12 protein-coding genes are annotated in these 14,862 nt (G+C 54.5%); 7 read left to right on the top strand and 5 right to left on the bottom strand.

Annotated features, from left to right (window positions below; all coding sequences use genetic code 11):
• The first annotated feature begins 5 nt into the window (after positions 1-5).
• Complete coding sequence (locus tag ABNS66_RS06195; protein WP_286837039.1) at positions 6-1,175, top strand: PilT/PilU family type 4a pilus ATPase; 1,170 nt, start codon at positions 6-8, stop codon at positions 1,173-1,175.
• 54 nt (positions 1,176-1,229) lie between these two features.
• On the opposite strand, the gene recA is transcribed toward ABNS66_RS06195, so the two are convergent.
• The gene (recA, locus tag ABNS66_RS06190) at positions 1,230-2,264 is read right to left on the bottom strand and encodes a recombinase RecA (RefSeq protein ID WP_204995548.1); all 1,035 of its coding nucleotides are present in this window, start codon (positions 2,262-2,264) and stop codon (positions 1,230-1,232) included.
• Between the two features lie 222 nt (positions 2,265-2,486).
• Here recA and mutS point away from each other — a divergent pair, with 222 nt between their 5' ends.
• From mutS to ABNS66_RS06170, 4 genes are all read left to right on the top strand, one after another.
• Complete coding sequence (gene mutS, locus ABNS66_RS06185) at positions 2,487-5,051, top strand: DNA mismatch repair protein MutS (protein WP_286694109.1); 2,565 nt, start codon at positions 2,487-2,489, stop codon at positions 5,049-5,051.
• A gap of 135 nt (positions 5,052-5,186) precedes the next feature.
• Positions 5,187-5,510, top strand: coding sequence for a ferredoxin FdxA (fdxA, locus tag ABNS66_RS06180; protein ID WP_027872654.1), 324 nt, complete (start codon positions 5,187-5,189; stop codon positions 5,508-5,510).
• Between the two features lie 246 nt (positions 5,511-5,756).
• On the top strand, positions 5,757-5,984 hold the full coding sequence (locus ABNS66_RS06175; protein WP_204995549.1) for a hypothetical protein: 228 nt from the start codon (positions 5,757-5,759) through the stop codon (positions 5,982-5,984).
• A 119-nt stretch (positions 5,985-6,103) separates the two neighbouring features.
• Positions 6,104-7,831, top strand: coding sequence for a potassium/proton antiporter (locus ABNS66_RS06170; RefSeq protein WP_286837017.1), 1,728 nt, complete (start codon positions 6,104-6,106; stop codon positions 7,829-7,831).
• A gap of 85 nt (positions 7,832-7,916) precedes the next feature.
• Here the strand turns inward: ABNS66_RS06170 and ABNS66_RS06165 are convergent, their stop codons facing one another.
• Positions 7,917-8,708: an SDR family oxidoreductase gene (locus ABNS66_RS06165; RefSeq protein WP_286837015.1), complete on the bottom strand. Its 792-nt coding sequence runs from the start codon at positions 8,706-8,708 to the stop codon at positions 7,917-7,919.
• A gap of 234 nt (positions 8,709-8,942) precedes the next feature.
• Here ABNS66_RS06165 and ABNS66_RS06160 point away from each other — a divergent pair, with 234 nt between their 5' ends.
• Positions 8,943-9,626, top strand: a complete 684-nt coding sequence (locus ABNS66_RS06160) for a TetR/AcrR family transcriptional regulator (RefSeq protein WP_051170802.1) — start codon at positions 8,943-8,945, stop codon at positions 9,624-9,626.
• 7 nt (positions 9,627-9,633) lie between these two features.
• Here ABNS66_RS06160 and ABNS66_RS06155 read toward each other — a convergent pair whose 3' ends face one another.
• Both ABNS66_RS06155 and ABNS66_RS06150 read right to left on the bottom strand, forming a co-directional pair.
• Positions 9,634-12,120, bottom strand: coding sequence for an FtsX-like permease family protein (locus ABNS66_RS06155; RefSeq protein ID WP_348655248.1), 2,487 nt, complete (start codon positions 12,118-12,120; stop codon positions 9,634-9,636).
• Positions 12,108-12,788, bottom strand: a complete 681-nt coding sequence (locus tag ABNS66_RS06150) for an ABC transporter ATP-binding protein (RefSeq protein WP_286837012.1) — start codon at positions 12,786-12,788, stop codon at positions 12,108-12,110. The genes ABNS66_RS06155 and ABNS66_RS06150 overlap by 13 nt, the downstream gene beginning before the upstream one ends.
• Between ABNS66_RS06150 and ABNS66_RS06145 the strand changes: the two genes are divergently transcribed.
• On the top strand, positions 12,763-13,425 hold the full coding sequence (locus ABNS66_RS06145) for an arylesterase (RefSeq protein WP_286837010.1): 663 nt from the start codon (positions 12,763-12,765) through the stop codon (positions 13,423-13,425). The two genes, ABNS66_RS06150 and ABNS66_RS06145, sit on opposite strands and share 26 nt — an antisense overlap.
• On the opposite strand, the gene ABNS66_RS06140 is transcribed toward ABNS66_RS06145, so the two are convergent.
• Complete coding sequence (locus ABNS66_RS06140; RefSeq protein ID WP_286837009.1) at positions 13,422-14,804, bottom strand: class II fumarate hydratase; 1,383 nt, start codon at positions 14,802-14,804, stop codon at positions 13,422-13,424. The two genes, ABNS66_RS06145 and ABNS66_RS06140, sit on opposite strands and share 4 nt — an antisense overlap.
• Positions 14,805-14,862 lie beyond the last annotated feature (58 nt).

The following is a 14,862-nucleotide window of genomic DNA, read 5'->3' as shown; positions in this document are numbered from 1 at the left end:
CCACAATGAACTTCAATGACTACCTCACCCTTCTCGCGAAAAATGGCGGCTCCGACTTATTTCTCAGCACCGGCGCTCCGCCGTGCGCGAAATTTCACGGGAAACTCAAACCTCTAGATAAAGACCCATTTACACCAGGCGAGATCAGAGACATCGCCTACGAAATTATGGATGGCGAGCAACAGAAAGAGTTCGACCAAGAACTCGAAATGAACCTTGCTTACGCCATTCCTAAAGTTGGCCGTTTTCGCGTCAATATATTTAAACAACGCAACGAAATCTCGATAGTAGCTCGTAATATCGTCACCGATATTCCCAACGTCGACTCCCTGGGGCTACCCTCAGTTTTGAAAGACGTGATTATGACAAAACGAGGCCTGGTGCTATTCGTTGGGGCAACGGGTTCTGGTAAATCAACGTCTCTTGCAGCACTTATTGATCACCGGAATACCAACAGCAGTGGTCATATAATTACCATCGAAGATCCGATTGAGTTCATACACCGGCACAAGCGCAGCATTGTTAATCAACGCGAAATTGGTGTGGACACGCGCAGCTTTCACCAAGCCCTGAAAAATACACTCCGGCAGGCACCTGATGTCATTTTAATAGGAGAAATCCGCGACCGTGAAACAATGGAACATGCCATTGCCTTTGCCGAAACAGGGCACTTGTGTATTTCCACACTGCATGCCAATAACGCCAACCAGGCACTCGACAGGATCATTAACTTCTTTCCCGAAGAGCGCCGGAATCAATTACTGCTCGACCTCTCCCTCAACTTAAAGTGCTTTGTCTCCCAGCGTCTGATTCCCACCCTAGACGGCAAACGCTGCGCTGCTATCGAGATATTATTGGGCACGCCAACCGTCGCCCAGGCTATTCACAAAGGCGAAGTCGAGTCGATCAAAGAGATCATGGCAAAATCAGAAAATCTGGGGATGCAAACCTTTGATGCCGCCCTGTTCAAGCTTTACGAGGAAGGGAAAATTTCTTTTGAGGATGCGTTGAAAAACGCTGATTCATCCAACAACCTGCGTCTCAGAATTAAACTAGAAAGCACAAGAGGCATTCCCGCCGGCGAAGAAGAACCTGATACAAGCAGTAGTAATAGAAAAGCTGATAACACTTTCAGCCTGCAAATTGAGGAAGAGCCTCCAGAGCCCGAAAGTTAAACTGAAAAAACTCAGGGGCAGTGGTAAATGCCCCTGAACCAGTTGGCTGCAACGCTATTCTTCGCTGGCCTCTACACTTTCTTCTGCCTTCTTGGCAGCTGGCTTCGGTAGCAGCTGCTCGCGAATGGCCGATTCAATTTCATTGGCGATTTCGGGGTTCTCACTCAAGAAGCGTGCAGCGTTGGCCTTACCCTGACCAATCTTGTCGCCTTTATAGGCATACCAGGCACCAGATTTATCAACTAAGCCCAGCTTGACGCCCAAGTCGATAACTTCACCCATGCGGTAAATACCACGGCCATACATGATTTGAAATTCAGCTTGCTTAAAGGGCGGTGAAACCTTGTTTTTCACAACTTTAACGCGGGTTTCGTTACCAACAACTTCATCGCCCTCTTTCACCGCGCCGGTGCGACGAATATCCATGCGAACAGACGCGTAGAATTTCAGGGCATTCCCGCCAGAGGTGGTTTCGGGGTTACCAAACATAACCCCAATCTTCATACGAATCTGGTTGATGAAAATCACCAGCGTATTGGTCTGCTTGATACTGCCGGTAAGCTTCCTCAGCGCCTGGGACATCAGTCTCGCTTGAAGGCCAACGTGAGAGTCACCCATGTCGCCCTCGATTTCAGCCTTCGGCACCAGCGCGGCGACCGAATCGATAACAATGACATCGACAGAGCCGGACCTAACCAGCATATCGGTAATTTCCAGCGCTTGCTCCCCGGTGTCGGGCTGAGAAACCAGCAAATCTTCCAGGTTTACACCAAGCTTTTCGGCATACTGGGGGTCAAGAGCGTGCTCTGCGTCAACAATCGCCACTGTCTTGCCCAGCTTTTGCGCTTCAGCCATTACCTGCAAACACAGCGTGGTTTTACCCGAAGACTCAGGACCATATATCTCTACGATTCTTCCAAATGGCAGGCCACCGATCCCAAGGGCAACATCCAAACCCAATGAGCCGGTGGAAACAGAGGGCATAATTTCACGAGAGCTATCCCCCATTTTCATAATTGAGCCCTTACCAAACTGGCGCTCAATTTGCCCTAATGCCGACTCCAGAGCCTTCTGTTTGTTGGCGTCCATAGTTTCTCACCCTTCTTCATGTCGCTAGTGGTCTCAACCACACTTGCGAGGCCGCTGACTAATTACTGTATATATACTCAGTATTATATAAGGCGTTGTCAATCCCTGCTGAAAAAAAGTCCTGCTCGCGACGCTGGCGACACAACGAGGCATTCCGTAAACTTCTCGCTTTTCCCCAGCAAAGTGACGAGCGGAGTTTTCCCTCGGGTTCGGAGAGTGATTATGAATGCAGGCATCGACCTGGCCCAGCACACGCCAATGATGCAGCAATACCTGAAAATTAAGGCGCAACATCCGCAGGAGTTACTATTTTACCGGATGGGCGACTTTTATGAGCTCTTTTTCGATGACGCAAAACGCGCTTCCGACTTGCTGGATATCACCCTCACCGCCCGCGGAAAATCCGGCGGAAACCCAATTCCCATGTGCGGCGTTCCCTATCACGCCGCGGAAGGCTACCTCGCTCGCCTGGTAAAATATGGCGTTTCCGTCGCAATTTGCGAGCAAGTCGGTGACCCCGCCACCAGCAAAGGCCCGGTGGAAAGAAAGGTCGCGCGCATTGTCACCCCTGGAACACTTAGCGATGAGGCGCTGCTCGATGAACGCCGCGACAATTTACTTGTCGCCTGTTGCCGACAAGAAAATACCTTCGGGCTAGCCGTTCTCGATATGAGCAGCGGCCGCTTCAGCGTATCAGAGTTAACAAATGAGCCAGCCTTGCTAAGCGAGTTGCAACGGCTGCGCCCAGCCGAGCTACTAATACCCGAAGATTTTGGCGGCGAGTGGTTGCCAGATTTACCCGGTAGGCGTGCCCTTCCACCTTGGGACTTCGATAGCGAAAGTGCGCTGCGACTGTTGTGTAGCCACTTCCAGGTTCAAGACCTCGCCGGCTTCGGCTGTGACAACCTGCCCGTCGCAACAGCAGCTGCCGGCTGCTTATTGCAATACGTGAAAGATACTCAGCGCTGCGAATTACCCCACATTCGACGACTCCAGCACGATGCATGCGAGCGGGCTGTCGCCATGGACGCCGCCACCCGCCGCAACCTCGAGCTTGATACAAATCTCGGCGGCGGTACCGACAACACCCTTGCCTCCGTGATTGATCGCTGCCAGACAGCGATGGGCAGCCGGCTTCTCAAACGCTGGCTTCATCGCCCGCTGCGCGACCGAGCAGTATTAGAGGCCAGGCGAAACAGTATCGCAGCGCTGATTCAGGATTATCACTTTGAATCCATTCGCGAACAGCTAAAAGCCATTGGCGACCTGGAAAGAATTTTGGCGCGTGTTGCGCTGCGTTCGGCCCGCCCCCGGGATCTTTCTCGCCTGCAGAGCTCCCTTGCGATTTTGCCGCCCCTGCAGCAACTTTTAGCGGCAATTCCCACGGAACATATTCGTGGGATCGCGACAGATATCAGTAGCTTCCCAACACTCGCTGAACTGCTACAAACGGCCATTATCGACAATCCGCCTATGGTCATTCGGGACGGCGGCGTCATTGCACCGGGCTATGATGCCGAGCTGGATGAACTACGAAGCCTGAGCAGTGATGCTGGCGAATTTTTGGTGGCAATGGAACAGCGCGAAAAAGAGCGGACCGGACTCAGCAGCTTAAAGGTCGGCTATAACCGTGTGCACGGCTATTACATAGAAATCAGCCGCACACAGGCGGAAAATGCACCAACAGAATATATTCGTCGGCAAACCTTAAAAAATGCCGAGCGCTTTATCACGCCGGAACTCAAAGAGTTCGAGGACCGCGCACTCAGCAGCAAAAGCCGCGCACTGGCGCGAGAAAAAGCGCTCTACGAAGCATTACTGGATCGTTTGAATGAGCATCTAGGTGCCCTACAGCTCTCGGCACACGCACTGTGCGAATTAGATGTGTTAAGCAACCTCGCAGAACGCGCCGTACAACTGGACTTCTGTGAACCGGAGTTTACCGACAATGGTTGCATCGATATCGAACAGGGGCGTCACCCCGTGGTCGAGAGCGTTCTAGACGAACCCTTCATCGCCAACGACCTCAACCTGGATCGCCGTCGCAGAACCCTCATCATTACCGGCCCGAATATGGGCGGTAAATCGACCTATATGCGCCAGACCGCGCTGATTGTTCTGCTGGCCCATATCGGCAGCTTTGTTCCGGCGAAACGCGCCAAGCTAAGCGTCGTTGACCAAATCTTCACTCGTATCGGCTCCTCAGACGACCTGGCCGGCGGTCGCTCGACCTTTATGGTGGAAATGACCGAGACGGCAAATATTCTCCACAACGCCACACAAAACAGCCTGGTGTTAATGGATGAAATTGGTCGCGGTACCAGCACCTTTGACGGCCTCTCGCTTGCCTGGGCCAGCGCTATTGAACTCGCGGACAAGGTCAAGGCCTTTACCCTGTTTGCCACCCACTACTTTGAATTAACGGTACTGCCCGAAACCTACCCCTGCGCGGCCAATGTTCACCTTGGGGTGCGGGAATTCAAAGACCATGTCGTCTTCTTGCACCGCCTTGAAGAGGGGCCAGCTAATCGCAGTTATGGCCTACAAGTGGCAAAGCTTGCGGGAATGCCCGAAAAAGTCATCTCGGCCGCTCGCAGTAAACTCAATGAGCTGGAACAACAGGCGATTGCTCCGGTGATAAAAACCAGTGGCCCGCAAGCGGATTTGTTTGCCAGCCCCACCCTCTCAGCGGTCGACGAGGCACTGGCGGACATCGACCCCGATGCGCTGACTCCCCGCCAAGCGCTGGAAGCCCTCTATCACCTCAAAGAATTGGGTGATAAGTGATCAATATCGGCTCATCAGTAAAACAAATTATGTACACCTAAATTATTGTTAAGGCTGACGCTGTACCGATATTTTTTCCTGGTGTTACAATGCGCGCTTGCCGATTCACAGTCAGAGAGTAAGGGGCTGACCAAAATGACTTTTGTTGTAGGTGAAAATTGCATCAAGTGTAAGCACACAGACTGTGTGGAAGTATGTCCTGTTGACTGTTTTTACGAAGGCCCGAACTTTCTGGTTATTCACCCAGATGAGTGCATCGATTGCGCACTGTGTGAGCCCGAGTGCCCGGTAGAAGCCATTTTCTCGGAAGATGAACTCCCAGATGATCAACAAGTATTCCTCGAGCTTAATGCCGAGCTCGCAGAGGTTTGGCCGAATATCACAGAAATGAAAGATGCTCCTGCCGACGCAGAAGAATGGGCAGGAAAGCCTGACAAACTCCAGTACTTAGAGAGATAATCACTCTTTGCCTGCTGCGAAAAAGCCCGCTCAATGCGGGTTTTTTTATGTCTGACTCCTGCCCATATTCCGCAGCCTCGCCAAAGAAAAGGGAACAAAGTCGCTGAATTTGCGTCACAGCTACACCATGTCACGACATGGTCAATGCAAAAGAGCTAGCGACAGAAAGACCCGTCGTCAGCATTTGCACAGCGAGGCGCAAGGAACATCGACGCCCGAAACCTAACAACTATGGAGCGTATTCATATGAAGAAATTCACGTCATTCTTTGATCATGTTTTTCTCGGACGAGGCATCTTAATGGTTGCGATAACACTCGGTGGCACAGCTGCTTTAACGGCGTGCGACCGCAACGAGGGCCCTGTTGAAGAAGCGGCGGAAAGCGTTGATGAAAGCTTTGAAAGCGCCAGAGATTCCTACCAAGAGGGCGTGGAAGAGGTTAAAGACGAATACGACGATCACACCACTGAATAAGCCCCTCGCCGGAGAAAGGTCAGCCCTGCTGACCTTTCATATCTTGCCTTTTAGCTTTTGACAGCGCCCCTACACTCTCGCTTTAATTAGTGTTTTCACGCCAACCAAATAGGACTCCCTTGGACGCTGCCAGCATCAACACCCTTTTTCTGATCGGCGCCAGCCTCGTCGCAGCCAGCATCCTCGTTAGCTCCGTTTCCTCACGGCTAGGCATTCCTATTCTTCTCATCTTTTTAGGTGTCGGCATGCTCGCGGGTGAAGAAGGCCCGGGAGGTATTCGCTTCGACAACTTTTCAACCGCCTACCTCATTAGCAATCTTGCCCTGGCGGTTATCCTCCTTGATGGCGGCATGCGCACGCGAATAAGCAGTTTTAGGGTTGCATTGTGGCCCGCCCTGTCACTCGCCACCTTTGGTGTTGTGATTACCGCAGCACTCACCGGCTGGATCGCCACGCTGCTATTCCCTCTCACCTGGATGGAGGGCCTGCTAATAGGTGCCATCGTCGGCTCCACCGATGCTGCAGCCGTTTTCTCGCTATTAGGCGGTAAGGGCCTCAATGAGCGGGTTGGCGCCACCCTGGAAATAGAGTCGGGCAGCAACGACCCGATGGCGATGTTCCTGACGATCAGTCTTATTGAATTACTGCGTAGCGCCCAACCACTCTCATTTTCACTGGCGGTGGATTTGCTGTGGCAGTTTGGCTTAGGAATCGGCCTGGGTGTCGGCGGCGGCTACCTGCTGTGGCGCTTAATCAATAAAATGGAGCTCGCCAGTGGCCTCTATCCCCTGCTGGCTGTTAGCGGCGGCCTGGTTATCTATGCCCTTACCACCGCAGCTGGCGGTAGCGGTATTCTCGCTATTTACCTGTGTGGTTTGGTGCTAGGGAATCGCCCGGTGCGCAACCGCCACGGTATTTTGCATATGTTCGACGGCTTGGCCTGGCTCAGCCAAATCGCGATGTTCTTGGTGCTGGGACTATTAATTACCCCTAGCGAGTTATTTGCAGTAACCCTGCCTGCCCTCGCACTGGCATTGTGGATGATCTTCTTTGCGCGGCCGCTCGCCGTATTCACCAGCCTATTGCCCTTCAGGAGCTTTGCCCTGCGTGAACGGGCCTTTATAGCCTGGGTTGGGCTGCGCGGCGCGGTACCCATTATTCTGGCGATATTCCCGATGATGGCAGGCTTGGAAGACGCCCAACTCTACTTCAACGTCGCCTTTTTTATCGTTTTAGTGTCGCTGTTATTCCAGGGAAGCAGCCTGAGTTGGGCGGCGCGACGCGCCGATGTCGTCGTGCCCGCGACGCCGGCCCCGGTTTCGCGCGTTGGCCTTGAGGTACATGTCGCCAGTCAATGGGAACTCTTCGTCTACACCCTGGCTGCGGACAAGTGGTATATCGGTCGGCCATTAAAGCAGCTGCATATGCCCGAGAATACGCGGATCGCGGCATTATTCCGTGACCGACAGCTCCTCCACCCAAGCGGCAGTACGCTGCTTCTCAGCGGTGATATTCTCTGTGTCATCGCACACGATGCAGACCTGCCAGCCCTGGGAAAGCTGTTTAGCGAGGCGCCGACGCAAGGCTTGGATATGCGTTTCTTCGGCGACTTTATTCTTCAAGCAGATGCGCGCTTAACCGATATTGCCCAGCTCTATAACTTGAAGGTCAGCGAGAAGAATGCCGACCTTACCCTCGCGCAATTTTTATCTCGGCGATTGTCCAGCAAACCGGTGTTGGGCGACCACATTCGATGGCAGAACATGATCTGGACGGTCGCCGAGATGAAAGGCAAACGCATCAGCAAAATAGGCTTGCGCAGCGACTCAACTGAGGGCTTGCCTTAGGGCCCGTTTACGCTAGTTACGTTACGCCCGTTGCGGCTAAAAATTGCCACCCCAGCAAGTGCAATTCAATGAATGTGAGCAGGCCCTAGAATAGGGATTTCATCGTTCCGCCATCTACCACCAACGATGAGCCAGTGATGTAACTGGCCGCATCCGACAGCAGAAATGCACCGGCGCGACCGAACTCCTCCGGCTCACCGTAACGCCCGAGCGGAATCAACGCCTCATTGGCGGCCCGTTGCTGCTCCACCGCCACTTCTCTCATCTGCGCCTGATTGGCGTCCAGCGACTTTATACGGTCTGTATAGATTATCCCTGGAATCAAATTGTTAACGCGGATTTGGTCAGCAGCCAGGGAACGACTCAGACTCTTTGCCAAACTACTGACGCCCGAACGCATCACATTAGACAACAAGAGAAAATCGATCGGCTCTTTTACCGATGACGACGTCAGCATCAAAATTGCTCCCCCGCCCGCACTGCGCAGGTGAGGAAGGGTTTCCCTCACTAGGCGCACCGCGCTCATCAGGGTTAAGTTGAATGCACTTTGCCAGTCATCATCGGTAAACGCGTCAAAGCCCCCGGGAGGTGGTCCACCAGCATTGACCAAGACCCCATTCACCTCACCAAACTCCTCCACGCCTCGAGCCACCCAAGCGCGAATGCTATCTGCATCAGCCATATCCAGGCCCGCGCCCACAACGCGGGTGCCGTAACGTTCCGCTAGCTGGGCTGCCGATGCCTGCGTTCGCTGTACATCGCGGCTACCCAATAGCAGCGTTGCTCCGGCCTGGGCCAGGTTCTCAGCGATGGCATAGCCCAACCCTTTACTGGCACCCGCCAACAAAAAGACCTTCCCGTTCACACCTAAGTCCATTTCCTCTCTCCTGAAACATGGCACCGCGACAGCGTCCACCCACGCCATAGCGGCCTGAATTGCATCTAAACACCGACAATACCGGCCGTTAAATTATCGAAGTCGGCCACGAAAACCGCCGAATTTCGGGCTTTGTCACGGTTTTGGGGCAAAAATCGCATTTTCGTGAAAAAAAGATGACAAGCCCACTCCCAGCTGTCAACATTGCTGTCGCATCAGCATAGAAGTGACCTTATGGCCAGCAATACATCCTCCAGTTATCACCACGGCAATCTCCGTCAAGAGCTGATGGAGCTTGCAGAAAAACACTTGGTCGAGGGCGGCGTCCGCGACCTGAGCTTGCGTGCCCTCGCCCGCGAAATCGGCGTATCGCAAACCGCTCCCTATCGCCACTTCCGCGACAAAAATGCGCTACTCGCGGCTCTGGCAACAGAGGGCTTTAAACGCTTTTTTGAAATGGGGCGCCCCAGTGAAGAAGAGCCCCGGGCGGACAAAAGCTTACTCTATTTTGGCTTGGCCTATGTAAAGTTTGCCCGAGAGCACACTGAACTATTTCATCTGATGTTCGGCCCGGCCCTACAACCTCGTAACCAATACCCCGAATTGTTTGCGGCCGGCCGCGAGGCGATCTATAAAGTACGCGCGGGCGTGGAGCGTGGTCTCGCCAACGGCGAACTTCGCCCCTTAGACAACGTTGCATCTATCGCCCACACGGTATGGGCAGCCGTGCACGGCGTGACCACACTAATGCTGGACCACGCAGACACCTATGGCTACCACCGCGACTTGCACCTTCAAGCTGAAAAATCTATGCGCATGATGATCGCAGGCCTCTGCACGGATCCGAGCTACATCTCGACACTGCCTGACGAGTCGACGCACTACCCTCCAGAGTCGGCGCAGAAGGCTTCGGCATAGCTTTCCATCACGCTCCGCGCAGTAACACTGTCGCGGAGCTGCGCAACATTTTTCGGCTACTCGTCAACACCAGCAGTGCTAATATGCCAGCCCCTGCCACACTCGCCAGCGGTATTGCCGCCCAATACAGAAGTACTTCTGACTGCATGACCCAGCGCTGAATAAAAAACAAACAAAAATTGGCACCCAGCCCAGCCACCGCCCCGGCCAGTGCGCCCAGCAACGCAAATTCACCGATGACTACCGCGAATAAAAAACGGTTTCTGGCGCCCAAGGTTCGCAACAGCGCGTTTTCCTGTTTGCGGGTTTGGAAACTCAGCATCACATTTGCAGCGCTAATCAGTAAGGCGCTCACCAGCACCAGTAAAAGCACCACAGCCAGTGCACGAGATAGCTGCGCAACCACGCCTTGAACCTGTTTAAGTACTGCGCCAATTTCAATCAGACTGACCGTCGGGTAGCGGCCGAGCAAATCGACCAATAGCGGGCGCTGCGAGTCGTCGAGGTAAAAACTGGTAATGTAGCTACCGGCGTAACTGCGCAACGCGTCCTCTGGAAACAGGAAGTAAAAGTTCGGACGCATACTTGCCCAGTCGAGCTGCCGTAAACTCGCAACCGTCGCGGTTAAATCTCTGCCGCCAACGTTAAAACGTAACGCCGTGCCCACAGTAATATTCAGGCGTTGAGCCAATTCTTGCTCCACTGACACAGGGTTTGTCTGCAACGGCTCAGCAGCCTGGCTCCACCACTGACCGGCGATCAGTTGATTGTCCTCTGGCAGCGCCTCTGACCAACTGAGATTCAACTCTCGGTCCACACCCGTATTTCGGGTTTCCAGGCCCTCGATATCCTGCAATGGCATGTTGTCGATTTCTACGAGGCGACCACGAACCATTGGATACAAGCCTGCGTGGTGAATACGGCGGTCAGCGAGGAAGGCCTCCAGCGGCTCGACATCACGACCGGCAATATTGATCAAAAAGTAGTTGGGCGTGTCCTCAGCTACCTGTTGCTGCCAGTCCTTAAGGAGTAATTCCCGTAACAGCAGTAAACTCACCAGCACCATCAAGGCAAGGGCGATGCTGGCAGTTTGAAAGGCGTTGGCGTAGCGCCGCCGATAAATGCTCGACACAGCCAAGCGTTGAGCACTGCCCGGCAGTCGACGGCTGAGGCGACGAATACCTGTCAGCGCCATAAGCACGACGCCAGCCGCCGCCACAAGTAACACTGAACAACCCAGCATCAGCGCAATGACCAGTGAGAGATCTCCGCTATACCAGTACATCAGCAACCCTAAGCCCGCAGCCCCGGCAGCAGTCGCAAGGCGAACCCCACCCGCGAGCGATTCATCGCGGCGCAACACGTGAACGGGCGATACGCGGCTCAAACGCACTATCGGTGGCATGGCAAAGCACAACAGGCACAACGCTGCACTGACAATTGCCATCCAAAGCGGCCGCAAACTTCCAGCCGGCGGGGTTGCAGACACCAGGTCACTGAGGCTGACAAACAACAAATATTGCACGGCAACGCCAACCAAGCCTCCCAGCACCGAGGCAAGTAGCAATACCAGCAGTAACTGCCGAAGGTAGTGCAGTAAGATATATCGCCGACTCGCGCCCAGGGTTTTCATTAAGGCCACCGCGTCAATATTGCGCTGGCCGTAGCGCTGGGCAGCCAGCGCAATGGCCGCCCCCGCCAGTGCCAAGGTAAGGCTAGCAGCCAAAAGAAGGTACTCTTCTGCGCGCGCCAAAGCGCTGGCCAGCGCTGGCTGGTTGTCTTCGATATTCAGCCACTTTTGCCCCGGCAACAAACTGGCGCTGAGAGTTTGCCGATATGCCGCGAATGCCGCGTCATCGCCGGCGAAAAGATAGCGGTAGTCCACAACGCTCCCGGGCTGTACCACCTCGGTGGCACCCAGGTCTTCCAAATTCATTAGCCCGCGAGGACCGTATATATTCAACGCAGAACTGCGGTCGGGCTCATCAACCAATACCCGCGTTGCCACTAGCGCTTTTTCCCCTACCTCAACGGTCTGACCCAGGGTAATACCGAGCGTCGCCATCGCCCGTGAATCCAGCCAAACTTCCCCTGCCAATGGCCCGTGCTCAACCCCCTCCCCATCGGCAAACATCTGCTTGGCTGCGCGAAGCTCGCCCCTCAATGGGTAGGATGCGGAGGCGGCACGCATAGACACCAGCAACATCTCTTCACTGGCATAGACCATTGTGCGAAACGCCACAAGCTGCGCTGTGCGCAGGCCCTCAGAGCGCGCGTTATCCAGCCATTGCGGCTCAATCGGTCGTGGGCTGGTCAGCACATGATCTGCAGCCAAAAAGGTGCGACTTTGCGTCGCCATCGTCGCTTGTAAACGTTCTGAGAAACCGGCAATACCACTAACGCTGGCGACCGCTAGGCTAAGGGCGATACACAATAGGCCCAGCTCGCCACCGCGCCAGGCGCGCAGCCATTGCTTGAGCATCAACATGGGCATTGCCGCTGCAATTCTGACAACTCACCATCGTACATTTCAAACACTCGCTGGCAGTGGTCTGCCAAGCCCTGCTCATGGGTCACCAGTACCAATGTAGTGCCTTTGTCTCGGTTCAAGCTGAACAGCAGCTCGGTGATATGGGCGCCGGTTTTCGCATCGAGATTGCCGGTAGGTTCATCGGCAAACAGGATCGCGGGCTCACTGGCAAAAGCGCGCGCTATCGCTACCCGTTGCTGTTCACCACCGGAGAGCAGCCGCGGATAGTGGTGCTGCCGATGTCCTAACTCCAGCTCCTCAAGCAGCGTTGACGCGCGCTGACGCGGCGCTTCCATGCCCGCCAACTCTAGCGGCAGCATCACATTCTCCAGTGCCGTTAGTGAGGGCAGCAGCTGGAAGGACTGAAACACAAACCCCACCGAGCGTGCCCGCAGCGCCGCCCGTTGATCCTCACTCATGGACGCCAAAGACTGGCCTTGAAGCAGAACATCACCTTCGCCCGGCGAGTCCAGGCCTGCCAACAAACCGAGCAACGTAGACTTCCCCGACCCAGACGGCCCAACAATTGCCGCGCTCTGCCCCGCCTTGATTTCGAGATCGATCCCTTTCAGTATTCGTAGCTCGCCATCACCACTGGGGACTGTCTTGCTGAGCTTTTCAACTTTTATCATTCGCCTTCCTGTACTGCATTTGCTGGTCGTCGCCTGCGGCTTTGCGTTTAGTGTATCGCTCCATGCTCAGGACCGCAGTAGCCCGCGACTACTTATTCTTGGTGATAGCCTCAGCGCCGCCTATGGCATGGCGCCTGAAAAGGGTTGGGTCGCCCTACTGGCCCGCGACTTAGCCGACAGTGCAACCATTATTAATGCCAGTGTTAGCGGCGAAACGACCGAAGGAGGCCTGCAGCGTTTGCCGGGCTTGCTGCAAGAACATGCCCCCGACGTCGTGGTACTCGAGCTGGGTGGCAACGATGGTTTGCGGGGCTACCCACTAACACGTGTACGCAACACGCTGAGCGAAATGATCACCCTGAGCAGAGAAAGCGGCGCAAAAATACTCCTTGTGGGAATGCGCATTCCGCCCAACTACGGGCGGCGCTACAGCCTCGGGTTTGAGAACATCTATCCGGCATTGGCCGAGGAGCACACGCTGCCGCTTGTGCCCTTTTTACTCGAAGGCATCGCCGGGGACGCCACACTAATGCAGAATGACGGCATCCACCCCAACGCCCAGGCACAACCTGCGATGGCGGCTACGGTGGGCGATGCACTTCGGCCAATATTGATGGCGCTGGAAGAAAAAAACTAGGCGTGTAAGCCTCCTCGAGTAAGCCGCTCCGGGTCGAGATAGCCTAATAATTCCTCGCGGGAATATGTCGTCATCTCTTCGGCAACATCGAGGATATCGCGCTGTTCGCTGTATGCTCGCTTCGCAATCTCAGCCGCCCTAAAATAGCCAATTAGCGGGTTTAACGCCGTTACCAACACCGGGTTTTTAGCCAGAGCAGCCTGTAAATTGTTGTGATTTACCTGGAAATCAACAATGCATTGATCGGCCAGAGCAGTGCATGACGACGCCATCACATCGATACTCTGCAGCAGGTTATAGGCAATAACCGGCAACATAACATTCAACTGAAAATTCCCCGACTGCCCTGCCATGGCAATGCAGGCATCATTGCCGATCACCTGCGCACAAGCCATCGCTACCGCTTCGGGAATCACCGGATTAACCTTACCCGGCATAATACTGCTACCCGGTTGCAGCGCCCGCAGCTGAATTTCGCCCAGCCCGGAGAGCGGCCCACTATTCATCCAGCGCAAGTCATTACTGATTTTCGTCAGAGCCACCGCCAGCGTTTTCAATTGCGACGATGCCGACACCGCCGTGTCCTGGCAGGAGATACCCTCAAAAAAATTATTGTTCGGCCGGAAATCGGTATGGGTGTTACGAGAAATCACCTCGCAAAATGCCGCCGAAAAGCCCTGCGGCGCATTCACACCGGTACCGACCGCCGTGCCGCCCTGGCTTAACAGCCGCAATTCCGACAGGACATGCTGCAGACGCGCCTGAGCTTTCTCAAGCTGACAAGACCACGCCGACATCTCTTGGGCAAGTGTCATCGGCATGGCATCCATTAAATGTGTTCTGCCCGTTTTGACTACGCCTGTCATAGCACCAGCGCGTTCATCAATCGTCGCCTGCAAACGCTTCACCGCTGGGATCAATATTTCCTGTAGCTTAATGGCAGCGCTGCAGTGTATCGCTGTCGGCACCACATCATTGCTGCTCTGGCTCATATTCACGTGGTCGTTGGCACTGATGGACAGGCCAGACATCTCACTCGCGAGGGTCGCCACCACCTCATTCACATTCATATTTGTACTGGTACCCGAGCCAGTCTGAAACACGTCAACGGGAAATTGGTCGCGAAATTCGCCCGCCAATACGCGGTCCACTGCTTGGATAATGGCCTGACTAATCTCGGCGTCCAGCACGCCCAGTTCGGCATTGACCTCAGCGGCCGCACGCTTGATATGTAATACCGCGTCAATAAAGCTGTCGGGAAGTGTCAGCGAACTGATCTGAAAGTTGTCCAATGCCCGCTGGGTTTGGGCGGAAAACTTGGCATCCGCCGGCACGCTGACGTCGCCCATGCTGTCGGTTACCACACGAAATTGGCTCATCTGTTGCCTCCAATCGAGTTATCGCAATGGCCTCCAGTATCCCTACCACGCTCGGCAG

Origin of the sequence: uncultured Spongiibacter sp., from assembly GCF_964011655.1 — a bacterium.
Lineage (GTDB): Bacteria > Pseudomonadota > Gammaproteobacteria > Pseudomonadales > Spongiibacteraceae > Spongiibacter > Spongiibacter marinus.
This window is presented reverse-complemented; position numbering and strand designations above follow the sequence as displayed.

Bases quoted from the DNA above. Each gene is read 5' to 3' on its own strand.
- ABNS66_RS06195 (WP_286837039.1), top strand. From the start codon at position 6: ATGAACTTCAATGACTACCTCACCCTTCTCGCGAAAAATGGCGGCTCC.
- recA (WP_204995548.1), bottom strand. From the start codon at position 2,264: ATGGACGCCAACAAACAGAAGGCTCTGGAGTCGGCATTAGGGCAAATT.
- mutS (WP_286694109.1), top strand. From the start codon at position 2,487: ATGAATGCAGGCATCGACCTGGCCCAGCACACGCCAATGATGCAGCAA.
- fdxA (WP_027872654.1), top strand. From the start codon at position 5,187: ATGACTTTTGTTGTAGGTGAAAATTGCATCAAGTGTAAGCACACAGAC.
- ABNS66_RS06175 (WP_204995549.1), top strand. From the start codon at position 5,757: ATGAAGAAATTCACGTCATTCTTTGATCATGTTTTTCTCGGACGAGGC.
- ABNS66_RS06165 (WP_286837015.1), bottom strand. From the start codon at position 8,708: ATGGACTTAGGTGTGAACGGGAAGGTCTTTTTGTTGGCGGGTGCCAGT.
- ABNS66_RS06160 (WP_051170802.1), top strand. From the start codon at position 8,943: ATGGCCAGCAATACATCCTCCAGTTATCACCACGGCAATCTCCGTCAA.
- ABNS66_RS06155 (WP_348655248.1), bottom strand. From the start codon at position 12,120: ATGCCCATGTTGATGCTCAAGCAATGGCTGCGCGCCTGGCGCGGTGGC.
- ABNS66_RS06150 (WP_286837012.1), bottom strand. From the start codon at position 12,788: ATGATAAAAGTTGAAAAGCTCAGCAAGACAGTCCCCAGTGGTGATGGC.
- ABNS66_RS06140 (WP_286837009.1), bottom strand. From the start codon at position 14,804: ATGAGCCAATTTCGTGTGGTAACCGACAGCATGGGCGACGTCAGCGTG.